Consider the following 18,892-nt stretch of genomic DNA (forward strand, 5'->3'; position numbering starts at 1 on the left):
TGCCTTCGGTGTTCCGGTCGGGTTCCGCCGCCGTGCGGTGGTGCGCCGTGCGGTGGTGGCGGGCGGGCGCTGCGGGGGTGGTGGTCAGACACGGAGCAGCTCCTCGAACTCGTCCAGTTCCTCGGCGCTGAGCTCGACCAGGGACTCCGGCTCCGGCTCCGCCGCCCGTTCCTGCGGCTGCACGGTCACGTCCGCCTCGGTGGCGACCTGCGCGATGCCGGCCGGGGTCTTCGCGGTGAACACGTCGCGCGGTGCGAAGACCAGTCCCGCCTTGCGTGCCCGGGCCACGAGTTGGATGGAGGTGATGGAGTCGCCGCCGAGTTCGAAGAAGTTGTCGTCGATCCCGAGGGCGCCGAGGCCGAGGAGGTCGGCGATCAGGGTGCAGAGCAGTTCCTCCCGCTCGGTGCGCGGGGCCCGGCTGTCGGCGCTGCCGGTGAACTCGGGTGCGGGCAGTGCCTTGCGGTCGAGCTTGCCGGTGATGGTGACCGGAAGGGCGTCCAGGGCGACGAAGGCGGCCGGGACCATGTACTCGGGCAACGTCCCGGCGAGGTGCTCGCGCAGCCGCTCCGGGTCGGGTGTGCTGCCGGGGACCGGCACCAGGTAGGCGACCAGTCGCTTGATGCCGGGCTGGTCCTCCCGGACCACCACGGTGGCCTGGTCGACGTCGGGGTGGTCGCGCAGGGTGGTCTCGATCTCGCCGAGTTCGATCCGGAAGCCGCGGATCTTGACCTGCTCGTCGGCCCGGCCGGCGAACTCGAGCTGTCCGTCGTCGGTCCAGCGGGCGAGGTCGCCGGTGCGGTACATCCGCGAGCCGGGTGTGCCGAACGGTGAGGCGACGAAGCGTTCCGCGGTCAGCCGGGGCTGGTTGACGTAGCCGCGGGCCAGGCCGTCGCCGCCGATGTAGAGCTCGCCGGTGGTGCCGGGCGGGACCGGGCGCAGGGCCTGGTCGAGCACGTACACCTGGGTGTTGACGATCGGTCGGCCGATGACCGGGGTGTCCCCGGGGCGGAGGTCCGGGGACACCGTGGCCCAGATCGTGGTCTCGGTGGGGCCGTAGGCGTTGAACATGCTCCGGCCTGCGGACCAGCGGTCCAGCAGCGGTCGGGTCAGCGCCTCCCCGGCGACCACCAGGGTGGTCAGGGTCGGCACGGCCTCGGGGTCGAGGGCGGCCAGGACCGAGGGGATGAGCGTGGCGTGGGTGACGCCGTGCTCGGCGATGAGCTCGACCAGCTGCTCGCCGGGGAGCCGGGACTCGCCCGGCGCCAGTACCAGGCGCGCTCCGGTCAGCAGGGCCATCGCGCACTCGAAGACGATGGCGTCGAAGCCGGGGGAGGAGAACTGCAGGACGGTGCTGTCGGGGGTGACGTTCAGCTGGGTGGTCTGCGCGTGGCTGAGGGCGGCGAGCCCCTGGTGGGTGACGGCGACTCCCTTCGGGGTTCCGGTCGAGCCGGAGGTGTAGATGACGTAGGCAGTGTGCTGCCGGCGGGTGTCGGGGGCGGGGTTGCCCGCGGGCTCGTGGCCCAGGGCGTTCTGGACCTCGGGGTCGTCCAGGTGGAGGGTCCGCCGGTGGGCGAGCCCGGTCTGTGCGAGTCCGGTCTGTGCGGTGGTGACCAGGAGACCGGGTCGGGCGTCGGCCAGGATGTGGTTGATCCGGTCGGCGGGGTAGGCGAGGTCGATCGGGATGAAGGCGGCACCGGTCTTGGTGACGGCGAGGACGGTGGTGATCCAGTCGGTACCGCGGGGCAGGGCCAGTGCGACCCGGTCGTCGGGGCCGATGCCGTGGGCGTCGGCCAGGTGGTGCGCCAGGCGGTTGGCGCGTTCGTTGAGCTCGGTGTAGCTGAGCTGGGTGCCGTCGCAGATCAGCGCGGTGGCACCGCCGTCGCGGGCGACCTGGCGCTCGAAGAGCTGCGCCATGGTGGCCGGCTCCAGCGGCACCGGCGCCCCGTTCCACTCCCGCAGCACCAGCTCCCGCTGAGCGGGCGTCAGCAGCTCGATCTCGCCGACCCGCCGGTCCAGTCCGGTCGCCAGCGCCGTCAGCAGCTGCTCCAGCTGCTCGGCCAGCCGGCTGACGGCCTCCTCGCGGTAGAGGTCCGACCGGTAGCCGAGCTCCAGCCGCCAACCGGCCTCGCCGGGGTGCACCGACAGACTCAGCGGATAGTGGATGACCGGCGGCTGCTCGTCCTCCTCGTAGCCGCGGACCTGCAGCTCCTCCGACTGCAGGGTCGCGTTGTCCCAGTCCAGGTTCTGGAACACCACCGCGGTGTCGAAGAGTTCGGCGTGCCCGGTGCGGCGCAGCAGGGCCGGCAGGCTGGTGTGGTGGTGCGGGGTGAGCGCGGCCTGCTGGTCCTGCACGTCGCCGAGGACGGCGGCGAGGGTCCGGGCCGGGTCCAGGGTGACCCGGACCGGGACGGTGTTGATCAGCAGCCCGACCAGGTCCTCGATGCCGGGGATCTCCGGCGGCCGACCCGAGACGGTCGCGCCGAACACCACGTCCTGACGGCCGGTCAGTGTGGACAGCAGCAGCGCCCAGGCGCCCTGGACCAGGGTGTTGGTGGTCAGCCCGCGGGAGCGGGCGGCGACCGACAGCGCGGTGGCGGTCGGAGCGTCCAGCTCGGCGGTGACCCGGGCCGGCGGCCTGGTCAGCGTGGTGCCGGCGCCGGGGGCGACCAGGGTCGGCTCCTCCAGCCCGGCCATCGCCTCGCCCCAGGCGGCCAGGCCGGCCTCCTGGTCCTGCGCCGTGAGCCAGCTCAGGTAGGTGCGGAAGGGCACCGGCTGCGGCAGCGACCCGGCGTCCCCGCCGGAGCGGTAGATCCGCAGCGCCTCGTCGAAGGCCCGGGTCATCGACCAGCCGTCCCAGACGATGTGGTGGCTGGTGACCACCAGGACGTGCTGGTCGGGGCCGAGCCGCAGCAGGGCGATGCGGATCAGCGGCGGCGCGGCGGGGTCGAAGCGCACCGAGCGGTCGGCGGTGAGCAGTTCGGCGGTGCGGGCCCGCTGCCGCTCGGGGGTGAGCCCGCTGAGGTCGTGCTCGGTCCAGGGCAGCGGGGTGTGCCGGGGGATGATCTGCACCGGGTCGCCGCCGGTCCGCAGGGTGAAGCCGGCCCGCAGCGCGGGGTGGCGGTCCAGCAGGGCCTCGAAGGCGGCCCGCAGCCGGCCCGGGTCCAGCTCGCCCTCCAGCCGCAGCGGCATCTGCATGGCGTACGGGTCGGTGCCGTCGCTGTCGTACAGCGCGTGGAAGAGCAGTCCCTCCTGCAGCGGGGTGACCGGCCAGACCTCGTCCACCCGGCTGTAGCCGGCGGTGAGTTCGGCGAACTCGGCCTCGTCCAGCTCCAGCAGCGGGCCGTCGGCCGGGGTGAACTCGACCGTCTGGTCCAGGTCGACCGCTAGCTCGGCCAGGGCCGCGACGGTCTTGCCGGCGAAGACGTCGCGCGGGGCGAAGACCACGCCGGCCCGGCGTCCCCTGGTGGCCAGCTGGATGGAGGTGATGGAGTCCCCGCCGAGCTCGAAGAAGCTGTCGTCGATGCCGACCCGGTCGAGTCCCAGCACCTCGGCGTAGAGGGCGCAGAGCAGCGTCTCCCGGGCGTTGCGGGGGGGACGGCTGTCGGCGGCGCCGGTGAACTGCGGTGCGGGCAGTGCCTTGCGGTCGAGCTTGCCGGTGGCACCGACCGGCATGGCCGCCAGCACCACGAAGGCGGCCGGGATCATGAAGTCGGGCAGGGTCGCCGCGAGGTGTCGGCGCAGGCTGTCGGTGTCCGGACTGTCGGTGTCGGGGCTGGCGGTGTCCGGCCCCGCGCCGTCCCGGGCGTGGCCGGACAGGACCACGTAGGCGGCCAGCCGCTTGACGCCGGGGTGGTCCTCGCGGGCCACCACCGCGGCCTCCTCCACCTGCGGGTGCCGCCGCAGCGCCGTCTCGATCTCGCCGAGCTCGATCCGGAAGCCGCGGATCTTGACCTGCTCGTCCGCCCGGCCCAGGAACTCGAGCTCGCCGTCCGGGGTCCAGCGCACCAGGTCCCCGGTGCGGTACATGCGCTCGCCCGTCGCGCTGAACGGGGAGGCGACGAAGCGCTCCGCGGTCAGCGCCGACCGGTTGACGTAGCCGCGGCTCAGCCCGGCGCCGGCGATGTACAGCTCGCCGGGTGCCCCCGGCGGGACCGGGCGCAGCGACGGGTCCAGCACGTAGCACTGGGCGTTCTCGACCGGTCGTCCGATCCTGCTGGTCACGTCGCCGGCGATGCGGCTGTAGGTGGAGTCCACGGTGCACTCGGTGGGCCCGTAGAAGTTGTAGGCCGGGACGGGGCCGGTGCCGAGCTCGGTCCACAGCCCCGGGTCGACCAGCTCGCCGCCGAGCGAGATCAGCCGCGGCCGGTAGCCGGGGACCTCCATCAGGCCGGCCGCCAGCAGCTGGGTGGCGTGCATCGGAGTGACGCTCAGTGAGTCGATGCCGTGCCGGGCCGCGTAGGCGATCAGCCCCTGCGCGTCGCGGCGCAGGTCCTCCTCGATCAGGTGCAGCTCGTGCCCGGCGACCATGCGCAGCAGGTCGGCCCAGGCGGCGTCGAAGCCGAAGCCCGACACCAGCGCGACCTTGAGCCTGCGGACACCCGCCTCGGCGGCGGTCGGCAGCATGTAGCCGTTGTTCTGCGCGTGGAACATGTTGACGATGTTGCGGTGGGTCACCGCCACGCCCTTGGGACGGCCGGTGGACCCGGAGGTGTGGATCACATAGGCGAGGTGGGCGGGCAGCAACGGCCGCAACCGGTCGCCGTCGTCGGGGTCCTGGGCTTCGGGGTCCTGTGCCGCGTCTTCAGCCACGCTGACGTCCTCGATCCGCAGCACCGTCCACGCGCCGGACCCGTCCGGCACCTGGGCCTCGGTGGCGGCGTCGGTGACCACCACCACCGGCCGGACGTCGGCCAGCAGCCCGCTGATCCGCTCCCGGGGCCAGCTCAGCTCGGTCGGCAGGTAGGTGCAGCCGGCCTTGAGGATGCCGAGGACGGCGACCACCGCATCCGCGGACCGCGGCAGCATCACCGCGACCAGGTCGTCGGTGCCGGCGCCTCGGGCGACCAGCCGGTGGGCCAGCCGGTTGGCCTCGCGGTTCAGTTCGGCGTAGCTGAGCGAGCGCCCGCCGACCACCAGCGCGGTCTCCTCCGGGGTGGCCCTGACCTGGTCCTCGAAGAGCCGCGGCAGGGTGGAGTCGGGGCTCTGGCCCGCGGTCGCGCTCCAGGCCTCCAGCCGCGCCTGCTCCTCCTCGGAGAGCAGCGACACCCGCCCGACCAGCTGGTCCGGGTCGTCGGCGAAGGCCAGCAGCACCCGCTTCAGGCGCTCGGCCAGCCGCAGCGCGGCGTCGGCGTCGAACAGGTCGGGCCGGTAGCTGACCTCTACCCGCAACTCGGGGCCGGGGAAGACGTCCAGGCTGAGCGGGAAGTGGGTGAAGCCGCCCCCTGCCTGTTCGCCCGCCTGCCCGCCCGCCTGTTCGCCCGCCTGCCCGCCCGCCTGCTCCAGCGGCCGCAGACTCAGCGTGGCGGTGCGCAGGGTGTCGTCGTCCCAGGGCGCGTTCTGGAAGACGATCGAGGTGTCGAAGAGTTCGGTGTGCCCGGTGCGGCGCAGGATCGCGGGCAGTCCGGTGTGGTGGTGCGGGGTGAGCGCGGCCTGCTGGTCCTGGACCGCGGTGAGCAGGTCGGTCAGGGTCTGCCCGGGGTCCAGCGCGACCCGGACCGGGACGGTGTTGATGAGCAGGCCGACCAGGTCCTCGACGCCGGGGATCTCCGGCGGGCGTCCCGACACGGTGGCCCCGAAGACGACGTCCTGCTGGCCGGTGAGCGAGGCGAGCAGCAGCGCCCAACCGCCCTGCACCAGGGTGTTCCCGGTCAGCCCCCGGGATCGTGCCGCGGTGGACAGCCGCTCGGTGCCCTCCCGATCCAGCGAGGTCACCACCCGGACCGGCAGCACGGGCAGCTCGGAGGAGGCGCCGGGCGCCACCAGCGTCGGCTCGTCCAGGCCGGCCAGGTGGTCGGCCCACGCGTCGAGCGCGGCGTCGGCGTCCTGGCTGCTGAGCCAGTCCAGGTAGCGGCGGTAGGGGACCGGTTCGGGCAGCGCCCCGGGCGCGCCGTCGGCCTCGTAGTGGGCCAGCACGTCGCCGATCGCGCGGGTCATCGACCAGCCGTCCCAGACGATGTGGTGACCGGTGATCAGCAGCACGTGCTGCCGCGGTGCCAGCCGGACCAGGGTCACCCGGACCAGCGGGGGCCGGGCGACGTCGAAGCGGGTGGCCCGGTCGGCGGCCAGCAGTTCGTGGATCCGTGCCTGCCGCAGGTCGTCGTCGAGGTCGGAGAGGTCGTGCTCGGCCCAGGGGATCGGCACGCTGCCGGCGATGATCTGGACCGGGTCGCCGCCGCTGCGGACGGTGAAGCCGGCCCGCAGCGCGGCATGCCGGTCCAGCAGGCTCTGGAAGGCGGCGCGCAGCCGGCCCGCCTCCAGCTCGCCCTCGACCAGCAGCGGGATCTGCCCGACGTAGACGTCGCCGGGCCCGGTGTCGTCGTCGGCGCCCTCGTAGAGGGCGTGGAACAGCAGTCCGTGCTGCAGCGGGGCCAGCGGCAGGATCTCCTCCACCGGGCCGTGGCCGGCGGTGAGTTCGGCGTACTCGTGGTCGTCCAGCGGCACCAGCGGTCCGCTCGGGACGGGGGCCCCGGCAGCCGGCTCGGCGTCGGTCGCCCGCTCGGCGAGCCGGGCCACGGTCTTGCACTCGAAGACGTCGCGCGGGGCGAGGGACAGCCCGGCGTCATTGGCCCGCGCCGCGAGCTGGATCGAGCTGATGGAGTCGCCGCCCAGCTCGAAGAAGCTGTCGTCGATGCCGACCCGGTCCACCCCGAGCAGGTCACCGACCAGCGAGCAGAGCAGCCGCTCGCGGTCGTCGCGCGGGGCCCGGCCGTCGGCGCTGCCGCTGAACTCCGGTGCGGGCAGCGCCTTGCGGTCCAGCTTGCCGGTGACGGTGGCCGGGAAGGCGTCCAGCAGGACGAAGGCCGCCGGGACCATGTAGTGCGGCAGGGTCGCGGCCAGGTGCTCGCGCAGCGCGTCCGCTTGCGGGGCCTCACCGTTGGGGACGAGGTAGGCCACCAGGCGCTTGGTTCCGGGCTGGTCCTCGCGGACCAGCACGACGGCCTGGCCGACCTGCGGGTGGCTGCTGAGGGTGGCCTCGATCTCGCCGAGCTCGATCCGGAAGCCGTGCAGCTTCACCTGGTGGTCGGCGCGGCCGACGAACTCCAGCTGTCCGTCCGCGGTCCAGCGGACCAGGTCCCCGCTGCGGTACATGCGCTCCCCGGGGGCGCCGAACGGGCAGGCCGCGAAGGCGGCCAGAGTCAGCCCGGGATCGTTGACGTAGCCGCGGGTGACGCCGGGTCCGGCGATGTAGAGCTCCCCGGTGAAGCCGGGCGGGACCGGGCGCAGGAACGGGTCCAGGACGTAGAGGCGGGCCCCGGCGATGGGCCGGCCGATCACCGGCAGGTCCCCGGCGCTCAGCGGCTCGGAGGCGGTGATGATGACGGTGGTCTCGGTGGGCCCGTACACGTTGTGGAAGCGGCGGCCGGGCGCCCAGCGCTCCAGCAGCGCCGGCGGCAGCGCCTCGGCGCCGACCGCCAGCGTGGTCAGCGTCGGCACGGCGGCCGGGTCGATCGCGGCCAGCAGCGACGGGACGATGAACATGTGCGAGACCCGATGCCGGGCGATGAGCTCGACCAGCTGCTCGCCGGGCAGCCGGGACTCGCCGGGAGCGAGCACCAGCCGCGCACCGGACAGCAGCGACATGCCCAGTTCCATGACGATGGCGTCGAAGCTCGGGGAGGAGAACTGCAGCACCGCGCTGTCGGCGGTGATCCGCAGCCGGGTCGCCAGGCTGTGGGTCAGGCCGGCCAGGCCGAGGTGGGTGACGTCGACGCCCTTGGGGACGCCGGTGGAGCCGGAGGTGTAGATCAGGTAGGCGCTCTGCGCGGGGTCGATCCCCGGCACCGGGTCGGTCGTCGGCCGGTGGCCCAGCGCCTCCCGGAGGGCCGGGTCGTCCAGGTGCAGCACCTGCGGGACGGCGGTTCCGTGCGCCAGCGGGGTACGGCCGGTGGTGATCAGGGCCGCGGGCCGGGCGTCGGCGAGGATCAGCTCGATGCGGTCGAGCGGGAAGGCCAGGTCGACCGGGACGAAGGTGGCGCCGGTCTTGGTGACGGCGAGCACCGCGGTGACCCAGTCGGTGCCGCGCGGCAGCCCCACCGCCACCCGGGTGCCCGGACCGACGCGGTGTTCGGCGGCCAGGTGGTGGGCCAGGCGGTTGGCCGCCTCGTTGAGCTCGTTGTAGCTGATCTCGGTGGACTCGCTGAGCAGCGCGACGGCGTCGCCGCTGCGGGCGACCTGCGCCTCGAACAGCTGGGCCAGGGTGGCCGGCGCCGGCGGTTCCTCGGTGGTGTTCCACTCCCGCAGCACCCGGTCCAGCTGCGACGCCGAGAGCAGCGGGACCTGGGCCACCATCCGCTCCGGCTCCACGGCCAGGACCGTCATCAGCTGCTTCAGGCAGTCCACCAGCCCCTGCACGAACCCTGCGTCGAAGACGTCCTGACGGTAGCTCAGCTCGATCCGCAGCTCAGGGCCGGGGAAGACGACCAGGGTGAGCGGGAAGTGGCCGAAGCCGCGGCTCTCCTGGGCCTCCTCCGGCAGCAGGTCGAGCTGCTCGCCGCGGAGGAAGCCGGCTTCCCACAGCCCGCCCGAGGCGGCGTCGGCGGCGAAGTTCTCGAAGCCGGTGTGGGTGTCGAACAGCTCGTCGAAGCCGGACTGCCGCTGGATCGCGGCCAGGCTCAGGTGGTGGTGCGGCGTCAGCGCGGCCTGCTGCTCCTGGATCCCGGCCAGCAGCGCGCCCACCGGCTGGGTCGGATTCAGCGAGACCCGGACCGGGACGGTGTTGATCAGCAGTCCGACCACCTGCTCCACCCCTGGCAGCTCCGGTGGGCGGCCGGAGACGGTGGCGCCGAAGACCACGTCCTGGCGTCGGGTGAGGGTGCCGAGCAGCATTGCCCAGGCGCCCTGGAGCAAGGTGTTCATGGTCAGGCCCTGGGCCCGGACCGAGGCGGTGACCCGCGCCGTGGTCTCCTCGTCCAGGGAGCCCACCACCCGGGCCGGCAGCGCGGACAGCGTGGACCCGGCGCCGGGGGCGACCAGGGTCGGCTCCTCCAGCCCGGCCAGCGCCTCGCCCCATGCGGCCAGGCTCGCCTCCCGGTCCTGCGCCGCCAGCCAGCTCAGATAGGTACGGAACGGCACCACCTCCGGCAGCGGCGCCGTGGCGTCGCCGTCACCATCCCTGTCGGCATCCCCGTCGCCATCCCCGTCCGCCGCGTAGAGGCGGGAGACCTCATCCAGGGCACGGGCCATCGACCAGCCGTCCCAGATGATGTGATGGCTGGTCAGCACCAGCAGGTGCTGGTCGGAGGCCACCCGCAGCAGCAGCGCCCGCAGCAGCGGCGGACGGGCCGGGTCGAAGCGCTCCAGGCGGTCCACCCGCAGCAGCTCGGCGATCCGCTCCCGGCGCGGCTGCTCCGCCAGGCCGCTCAGGTCCTGCTCCTGCCAGGGCAGTTCCACCGAGGCCCGGATCACCTGGACCGGCTGACCGGACCGGCGCATCACGAAGCCGGCGCGCAGCCCGGCGTGCCGCTGCAGCAGGGCCTCGAACGCCGCCCGGAGCCGTCCGGAGTCGACCGCGCCCGACAGCACCAGCGGCGCCTGCACCAGGTAGGGGTCGGCCTGCCGCTCGTCGTAGACGGAGTGGAAGAGCAGGCCCTCCTGCAGCGGGGTGACCGGCCAGACGTCCTCCACCGGACCGTGGCCGGCGGTGAGTTCGGCGTACTCGGCCTCGTCCAGCCGGACCAGCGGACCGTCCGCGGCGACGAAGGCGTCCTCCGCGACCACGTCCTGTGCCGCCTCGGCCAGCGCGGCCGGCGTCTCGCCCTCGAAGACGTGCCGGTACTCCAGGGCGAGGCCGGCCGCGTGGGCCTTGGCCACCAGTTCGATCGAGGTGATCGAGTCGCCGCCCAGCTCGAAGAAGCTGGAGTCGGTGTCGATCTCGGTGACGTCGAGTTCGAGGACCGCTGCGAACAGCTCACGCAGCAGAGCCTCGCGTGCGGTCCGGTCCTGCTGGGTGGGCGCGTTCATGTCGTCGGTCCCTTTCCGGATGATCTGTGCAACTGACGGGGGTAGGGGAGGAGCTGGTGCTGTGGATCTGTGCTGTGGATCTGTCCTGTGGATCTGTGCCGTGGGTCTGTGCTCAGGGCTGGTGCTGCGGGGCTGGTGTGCCGGACTGCCAGCTAGAGCCGCACCCGCTGGAGCGGGTCGGCGCCGTGCGCGCCCAGGTCTCGGCTGACGATGATCTTGCGGAGCCACCGGTCGGTGCCGTCGTAGTGGGCGGTGAAGGAGTCGCGGGCGTGGGCCACGCTCCGGTTGTCGAGGATCAGCAGCGTGCCGGGGGCCGCCACCAGCGGTCGCCGCACCCGGTCCAGCTCGGACCGGAGCCGGGACAGTGCCCGCTCGGCCGCCGGGTCGTCCCCGAGGCAGCGCATGAACGGGACGTCCAGCCGGACGTGCGGGTTGGCCGGGTCGTCGAAGAGCACCGGGACCGACTTCGGCCGGTCGCGCATCGCGATCGCCCGCTCCAGGGCGGGGTCGCCCGGAGCCCGCAGCTCCAACTGCCGGATGTGCTCGTCGTCCGGGACGATGTGGAACCGGGGCTCCGACAGCACCTCCCGGTCGTACTCGCTCAGTTCGGCGTCGCGGACGGCGGCGACGAAGGTCGGCACCACGTCGATGTTGCGGATCCCGAACAGCAGCAGGTAGTCGGCGGAGTCGGGCCGGAAGGCGTCGTCGGTGTGGAAGGAGAGGAAGCCCTCGCTGCCGTGGCCGCTCTCGCGGCGCTCGTCGCCGCGGATCGGGAAGATGTCCTGGATCATCCGGCCGTACTGCAGCGTCGCCCAGGCGAAGGGGTCGCCGAGCGCGGAACCGCACATGGCCAGGTAGATGTCCGACTGCAGGGTGGCGGAGCACCCCTCGGGCCGCTCCCAGTGCATCGGGGTCGGACCGACCTCGGCGTCGTCGATCGGGAAGCCGTGCACCTGGCAGACGGTGGCGGCCGGGTCGTCGCGGAACTGCTCCAGGAAGCGGAGCAGCCGGGGCGGCAACAGCTCCTGGGCCCGGTCGAACTTCCGGTAGAAGTCCGGCTCGATCGGCGAGATCCCGGTCTCGGTGAACTCCTGCACCCGGTCCAGGATGTCGTCTATCTCGGCCTCGTTCAGCGTGTACGAGGGAACTCGTGAACCATTCGTGCACGGAGTGGAAACTTGACTGTATGTGAGCATGAGAATCTCCGGTGTCGTATGGGTGCTCAGTCGGATGTCCAGTCGGGTGCTCAGTCGGTGCTCAGCTGACGAGGGAGCCCTGCGGAACCGCCGCGCCGAAGTCGGATGTGGTGGAGCCGGCGATCTCGCCGCCGTCGATGACGAGTTCCTGGCCGGTCAGGAAGGCGGCCTCGGCCGAGGCCAGGTAGAAGAAGGCGGCCGCGATCTCCGCAGGTCGGGCGTGCCGTCCGGCGGGGATCCGCTCGTTCACCGCGGCGAGCATCTCCGGGCTGTACTCGGCCAGCTGCATGGGGGTCAGCACCGCGCCGGGGGAGACGCAGGCGACCCGCACCACGGGGCTCAGTTCCAGGGCGAAGGTGCGGCACAGCGCCGCGATGCCGGCCTTGGTGGCGTTGTAGTCGGCGTAGTGCGGGAAGCCGCGGTGGCCGTTGACGGAGGCGGTGGCCAGCAGCACGCCGCCGCCCTGGGCGACCATCCGGCGGGCCGAGGCCTGCCACAGGGCGAACACCCCCAGCAGGTTCACGTCCACCACCTGCCGGGCCTCGGCCCAGGTGGTTTCGAGCACGTGGTGGCGGATGCTGATGCCGGCGTTGGCGATCACGACGTCCAGGCGCCCGTACTCGCGGTGGACACCGGCGACGGCCTCCTCCACGGCGGCCCAGTCGGCGACGTCGGTGGCCAGCCAGGTGACGCCCGGCGCGGCCGCAGTCGGCGGCCGGACGTCCAGGTTGTAGACCCGGTCGCCGGCCTCGGCGAAACGGGTGGCGGTGGCTGCGCCGATACCGCTGGACGCCCCGGATATCAGAACGACGCGCATGGCCGACTCCATTTCCCTGGGGATCTTTTTCGGGGGTGGTTTTTTCTTCTCCTTCATGCTGGCAGTCGCCCGGAGCCCGACCCAGGCAGCGTCCCGGCAATTCCCGTTTCGTTCCCGGCAATACCGTTCGGCAGGAACGGACGGCGCCGGAAGGGAATCTGCCGGGAACGAAACGGGAACGGGGCAGGAACGGGCCCCCGAGCGGGAACGGGAACGGGAACGAGGGCGGGAACGGGGGCAGGAACAGGAACGGGAACGGGAACGGGCCCAGGACACAGCAGAGCAGCCGGGCACCGTAACGGTGCCCGGCTGCTCTGCTGCCGTGGTTCAACTGCCGTGGTTCAGCCCTTGACTGTCGCCCCCGCCAGACGCTCGGACGTGCGGCAGCGGAAGACGGTCCGGACGTTGAGAGCCGCCCCGAACTGCATGCCGAACCGAGCGCCGATCCGCCCGGCGAGCCGGAGCGCCCCGACGGAGTCCAGCCCGGCCGCGAACAGGTCCTCGTCCGGCGCCACCGGCCGACCAAGCAACTCCCCGGCCAGGGCCGCCACTTCCCGCACCCGACCGTCCTCCGGCAGCCCGCCGACCGGCTCCCCCGGGGCGGCGGCGAAGCCCGCCAGCAGCCCCTGCAACCGGTCCAGCAGCTGCCCCGCCTCCTCGGCGGAGACGGCCTCCGGCCGATGGTCGAGCGCCAGCAGCAGCCGTTCACCCGGTGCCGCGGTGAGCTTCAACGTGTAGTGGTAGGCGTCGCTGCCGGACAGGCCGGTGATCCGAGGGCCGGCCCCGGGGGGTGTCGCCGGCCGGGTCTCGTCCTGCGGGTAGTTCTCGAAGACCATTGACGCGTCGTAGAGCGGGCCGAGGCCCGCCGCGCGCTGCACCGCCACCGCGCCCAGATGCGTGTGCGGAGTCAACTCGGCCTGCTGACGCGCTACCTGACGGAGCAGGCCGGTTACGGAGTCCGCGCCGTCCAGGCGCACCCGCACCGGGACCGTGCTCAGCAGCAGGCCGACCATCGACTCCACGCCGGGCAACTCCGGCGGACGGACCGAGACCGTCGCGCCGAAGACCACGTCGCGTCGCCCGGTCGCCCCGCCCAGCAGTGCCGCGAAGGCCAGCTGGACCACCGTGTTGACGGTGGTTCCGCTGGAGCGTGCCAGCCGGGTCAGCTGTTGCGTCAGCTGCTGCGGCAGTTCGGCCGTGCGCCGCAGCGGCAACGTGGGCAGTGCGGCCGCGTCGACCCCGGGCGCGACCAGTGTGGGGCCGTCCAGACCGGCCAGGGCCGCGGCCCAGGCTGCCGCGGCGGCCGGACGGTCCTGCCCGGCCAGCCAGGCGTGGTACGGCCGGACCGGCTCCGCCGCTGCGACCGGCGCCGCACCGGCGACCAGCGCGCCCAACTCGCCCACCAGCAGCGGCAACGACCAGCCGTCCACCAGGATGTGATGCAGCGTCAGTACGAGTCGACACCGGTTCGCCGCCGATCGCAGCAGGGTCCCCCGCAGCAGCGGAGCCGCCTCGGGGTCGAAGCGGCGCAGCCGGTCCTCGGCCAGGAACGCGGTTGCTGCCTGCTCGTCCACCGCCAGCTCGCTCCAGGGTAGGCGGACGCCTTCGACGATCAGCTGCACCGGGTTCCCGGACCCGTCGGACCGGAAGGCGGCGCGCAGCGAGGCGTGCCGGTCGACCAGTGTCTGGCAGGCCCGGCGCAGGGTCTTGCCGTCCACCGGTCCCTCCAGGTCCAGCACCAGCTGCACCTGGTAGACGTCGGGCACCTCCGGACGGTAGCGGTTGTGGAAGAGCAGGCCCTCCTGCATCGGCGTCAGCGGCCAGACGTCGCTCACCTGTCGGCCCTGCGCGGACTCCGCGGCCTCGAAGCCCTCCAGCTCCGACTGGCCCAGGACGGCCGGCAGTACGTCGGACGGCGTCAGCCCGCCGGCCTCGGCGGATCCGGCGTGGACGGCCAGCTCGCGCAGCGCGTCCAGCCAGGCGGCGCCGAGGTCCTGTGCCTCCTGCTCCGGGAGCAGTGCGTCCGGCCAGGTCAGCTGCAGCTGTAGGACCGGACCGGCGGGCGAGTCCGCCGCGGCCGCGGTCACCTCCAGCGGGTGCGCCAGCGACAGCTGCGGATGCGCCATCGGACCCAGCTCGGCGCTCTCCGGCGCCGGACCCCAGGTGTTGGCTGTCAGGGCACCGGCCTTCACCGTGCCGCTGCGGCCCAGGTAGTTGAAGCCGATCTGCGGCTGTGGCAGCGCGGCCAGCACCGGCGCCGTCTCCGGGTTCAGCCGGCGCAGCAGCCCGTAGCCGATCCCATGGTCGGGCAGCGCACGCAGCTGCTCCTTCACCCGCTTCAGCGCCGCGCCGGGCCCGGCCGCCCCGCCGTCGCCGTCGGCGCCGTAGGGGCCGTCGGCTCCCGGATCCAGCCGGACCGGGCGCAGGTCGGTGAACCAGCCGACGGTACGGGACAGGTCCGAGCCCGGGTCACCGGCACCGATCTCCTGCCGGCCGTGGCCCTCCAGATCCACCAGCAGACCCGGAGCCGGAGCCGGACCCAGACCCGGAGCCGGATCCGGAGCGCACGCCGCCGCCTCCTCCCGACCCGTGGGCCGCCAACGCTGCACCGCCAGCGCCAGTCCGGTAAGCAGCACCTCCTCCACACCGGACCGGTACGCCGTGGGCAGCGCGCCGAGCAGCGGCCCGGCCTGCTCCGGCGGCAGCGTCCAGGAGAGCGACCGGGCGCTGCCGTTCACGTCGGTGGCGGGGTCCAGCGCCCGGGCCGTCAGCGGAGCGTCCCCGCCGGTCAGAAGCCGCTGCCAGAACGGAAGTTCGGCGACCCGGGACGGATCGGCGGCCGCCTCGGCGAGTCGGTGCGCCCAGGTGCGCAGCGAGGTGCCCACCGGGGCGAGGACGGGCGCGACGCCGCGGGCGGCGGCCTCCCAGGCCTGGCGCAGATCCGGTACCAGGGTGCGCCAGGAGACCTCGTCCACGGCCAGGTGGTGCGCGACCAGCAGCAGCCGCCCCTCCGCCGGTCCCGCGTCGAACCACACGACGCGCAGCAACTGCCGTAGTTCCGAGTCGAGTTCACCGCGTGCGCGGGCGGTCTCGGTGGCGATCAGGGCGGTCAGGGCGTCGTGGTCGAGCCCCTCGGCGGCCACTCGGCGCACGCAGTCCCAGGCCCGCAGCGCGCCGGCCGGCGCCACATCGAGCGTCCAGCCGACCCGGTCCCCGTCAGGGACGGCTGCCCGGAGCCGGAGGGCGTCGTGCCGGTCGAGCAGCGCCTGCACCGCCGTCGTCAGCCGGTCGGTCCCCAGGGCGGACGGCACCGTCAGCAGGGTCGCCTGGGCGAAGTCGTGCTTGGGTCCCGAGTGTTCGGCCAGCCAGTGCATGATCGGGGTGGCCGGCAGCGCTCCGGTGCCCGCGTCGGCAGCCTCGGTCTCGACCGGCGCCGCTGTCCCGGCGATCCGGGCCAGCGCCGCTACCGTCCGGTGGGTGAACACGTCCTTGGGCGTGAACGGCAGCTCGGCCTGGCGGGCCCTGGCCACCAGCTGGATCGAGGTGATCGAGTCGCCGCCGAGCTCGAAGAAGCTGTCCTCGGCCCCGACCGAGTGCTGGTCCGCCTCGGCGCCGTAGAGCACCTCGGCGAACAACCGGGCCAGCTCGGTCTCGGTCGGTCCCATCGGCGGCCGCCCGGCGGCGACGGTGGTGGCGACCGGGGCGGGCAGCGCCTTGCGGTCCAGCTTGCCGTTGGGGGTCAGCGGGAGCTCGGCCAGGTCGACCAGGATCGAGGGGATCATGTAGTCGGGCAGGGTGGCGGCCGCGTGCGCGAGCAACCCGGCCCGGTCCAGCTCCGCCCCCGGCTCCGCGACGACGTAGCCCACCAGCTGCTTGGCGCCGCCGGCCGTCTCCCGCACCACGACCGCGGCCTGGGCCACCGAGGAGTGCCGGGTCAGCGCCGTCTGGATCTCGCCCAGCTCGATCCGCTGGCCGCGCAGTTTGACCTGCCCGTCGGTGCGGCCGAGGTAGTCGAGTTCGCCGTCCTCGGTCCAGCGCACCACGTCGCCGGTGCGGTACATCCGGCTGCCCGGCTCCCCGTACGGGTCGGCGACGAAGCGCTCCGCGGTGAGCCCGGGTCGGCCCAGGTAGCCGTCGGCCAGCTGCCGCCCGGCCAGGTACAGCTCGCCCGCGACGCCGGGCGGCACCGGTCGCAGCGCCTCGTCGAGGACGTAGGTCCGGGAGTTCCAGATCGGCCGTCCGATGGTGACCGGGGCGTTCTCCGCCGCCAGGGTGAGGTCGTCGCCGCCGGTGATCGAGACCGCGGCCTCGGTGGGCCCGTAGAGGTTGTGCAGTTCGGCGTCGAACCCGGCCCGGAAGCGGTCGCGGGTCTCCGGCGACAGCGCCTCGCCGCAGCAGATCACCTGACGCAGGCTCCGGCACCGCTCGGCGTCCGCCTCCAGCAGGAAGGCCTGCAGCATGGAGGGGACGAACTGCACCGTGGTGACCGACTCGCGTTCGATCAGCCCGGTGAGGTAGGCCGGATCGCGGTGGCCGCCCGGGGCGGCTATCACCAGGGTGGCCCCGGTCTGCAGCGGCCAGAGCAGTTCCCAGAACGAGGTGTCGAAGCCCGCCGAGGTCTTGAGCAGCACCCGGTCCCGGCCGTCCAGCGCGAACCGGCTCTGCATCCAGCGCAGGTTGTTGACGATCGCCCGGTGCGGGACGACCACGCCCTTCGGCCGTCCGGTCGATCCGGAGGTGAACAGCAGGTAGGCGGCGTCACCGGGCAGCGGCCCGCGCCGCCCGGCGCCCTCGCCCGCCCCGGGGGCGCCGCCGTCGGCCGGGGCGACCGGCAGCGGCGCGTCGAGCAGCAGCAGCGGCAGTGCGCCCGGCAGCGCCGCGGCCACCTGATCGTTCGTCACCACCAGTGCGGGGCTCGCGTCCTCCATGATCCAGCCGATGCGCTCGGCCGGGTAGTCGGGGTCGACGGGGAGGTAGGTCGCGCCCGCCTCCAGCACCGCGTGCAGCGCCACGACCAGCTCGACCGACCGGTGGAGGGCGACGGCCACCCGGTCGCCTGCGCCCACCCCCCGTGCGCGCAGCACGAACACCAGCTGCTCGACGCGTTCCGCGAACTCGGCATAGCTCAGCTCCTTCCCGTCGAAGACGGCAGCGGTGGCCTGCGGGGTGCGTGCCACCTGGGCTCGGAAGAGGTCCGGCAGCGTCAGCTGCTCCGGCAGCTGCTGCTCGGTGTCGTTCCACTTGGACAGCACCTGCTCCAGCTCGTCCTCGGCCAGCAGCGGGATCCGGCCGACGAGCGTCGCGGGTTCGGTCGCGAAGACCGTCAGCAGCGAGCGCAGCCGGCCGAGCAGCCGGTCGGCGTCCAGCGCGTCGAAGAGGTCGGTCTGGTGGCTGAGCGCGAGCCGCAGCGAACGGCCGACGCCGGCGGTGAGGTTGAGGGGGTAGTGGGTGGAGCCGGTCGCTGTGCCGTTCTGCTCGCCGGCGTCGGCGAGGAAGCGCACCGCGGTGCCGTCGACCCGGAAGGCTGCGTCGGTCGGCGTGTCGGTGTCGGTGGCGGTGTCGGGGCCGGCGGCACCGGACGGCGCGTTGACGAAGGCGACCGTGCTGTCGTAGAGGTCGCCGAGGCCGACCCGGCGCTGGATCTCCGACAGGCCCAGGTGGTGGTGCGGCTCCAGCTCCGCCTGCTCGTGCTGGATCCGCGACAGCAGCTCGGTCAGCGTCTCGTTGGGATCCATCAGCACCCGCACCGGGGCGGCCCCGATCAGCAGGCCGACGATCTCCTCCACCCCGTCCAGCTCCGGCGGCCGACCGGAGACGGTCTGGCCGAAGGCGACGTCCGAGGTGCCGGTCAGTCCGGCCAGCAGCAGCGCCCACGCCCCCTGGACCACGGTGTTGACGGTCAGTCCCGCAGCCCGTGCCGTGCGGCGCAGCGCCGCCGTCAGCTCCTCGGACAGGTCGGCCGTGGCGAGCCGGGGCAGCGCCTGCGGGCCACGGCCCGCCGTCCGCCCGCGCGCCACCAGCGTGGGCGTCTCGAATCCGGCGAAGGCCGAGGCCCAGGCGTCCCCGGCGGCCTCCCGGTCCTGCGCCTCCAGCCAGGCCAGGTACCGCCGGAACGGCACCACCGGTGCCAGCTCGGCGGGGTCGGCCCCGGGGCGGCAGAGCGCGAACAGCTCCTGCAGCACCTGCTGGAACGACCAGGCGTCCAGCAGGATGTGATGGTAGGTGAGCACCAGGACGCGCCGCTGCTCCGCGAGGCGCAGCACCCCGGCCCGCAGCAGCGGGGGACGGGCCAGGTCGAACCGCCGGGCGCGCTCGTCCGTCCGGTAGCGGTCGAGCTCCCGTCGCTGCGCCGCCTCGTCCAGCCCCCGCAGGTCCGCCTCCTGCCAGGGAAGCTCCACCGACCGGCTGATCAACTGCACCGGCTCGCCGGACTTGCGCAGCTGGAACCCGGCCCGCAGCACCGCGTGCCGGGCCAGCAGCCGCTCCAGGGCGCCGCGCAGCTCCGCCTCGCCGAGGGGTCCACGCAGGTCGAAGGCCACCTGGACGGTGTAGGCGTCCACTCCCTCGTCCTCGTAGAGCGCATGGAACAGCATTCCGTGCTGCAGAGGGGTCAACGGCAGGGCGGCTTCCAGACGGGACTGCGTCATCTCGGGACTCCAAGGGGGCAGCGTCGTGACATCACCCCCGGATCGTCGCGCCG

General features: G+C 73.5%; 4 protein-coding genes. All 4 read right to left on the reverse strand.

The features are described 5' to 3' along the window. Positions 1–84 precede the first annotated feature (84 nt). Positions 85–10,179, reverse strand: a complete 10,095-nt coding sequence (locus ABUW04_RS14490; protein ID WP_380564909.1) for an amino acid adenylation domain-containing protein — start codon at positions 10,177–10,179, stop codon at positions 85–87. A gap of 152 nt (positions 10,180–10,331) precedes the next feature. Beyond that, positions 10,332–11,276 (reverse strand): TauD/TfdA family dioxygenase, encoded by a 945-nt coding sequence (locus ABUW04_RS14495; RefSeq protein ID WP_380564911.1) that lies wholly within the window; start codon positions 11,274–11,276, stop codon positions 10,332–10,334. 160 nt (positions 11,277–11,436) lie between these two features. Next, entirely contained in the window at positions 11,437–12,192 is a 756-nt protein-coding gene (locus tag ABUW04_RS14500) for an SDR family NAD(P)-dependent oxidoreductase (protein ID WP_380564912.1), read from the reverse strand. 341 nt (positions 12,193–12,533) lie between these two features. After that, positions 12,534–18,839, reverse strand: coding sequence for a non-ribosomal peptide synthetase (locus ABUW04_RS14505; protein ID WP_380564914.1), 6,306 nt, complete (start codon positions 18,837–18,839; stop codon positions 12,534–12,536). Positions 18,840–18,892 lie beyond the last annotated feature (53 nt).

The sequence above is a fragment of the Streptacidiphilus jeojiensis genome, from assembly GCF_042510965.1.
GTDB classification, from domain to species: Bacteria; Actinomycetota; Actinomycetes; order Streptomycetales; family Streptomycetaceae; genus Streptacidiphilus; species Streptacidiphilus jeojiensis.

Bases quoted from the DNA above. Each gene is read 5' to 3' on its own strand.
- ABUW04_RS14490 (WP_380564909.1), bottom strand. From the start codon at position 10,179: ATGAACGCGCCCACCCAGCAGGACCGGACCGCACGCGAGGCTCTGCTG.
- ABUW04_RS14500 (WP_380564912.1), bottom strand. From the start codon at position 12,192: ATGCGCGTCGTTCTGATATCCGGGGCGTCCAGCGGTATCGGCGCAGCC.
- ABUW04_RS14505 (WP_380564914.1), bottom strand. From the start codon at position 18,839: ATGACGCAGTCCCGTCTGGAAGCCGCCCTGCCGTTGACCCCTCTGCAG.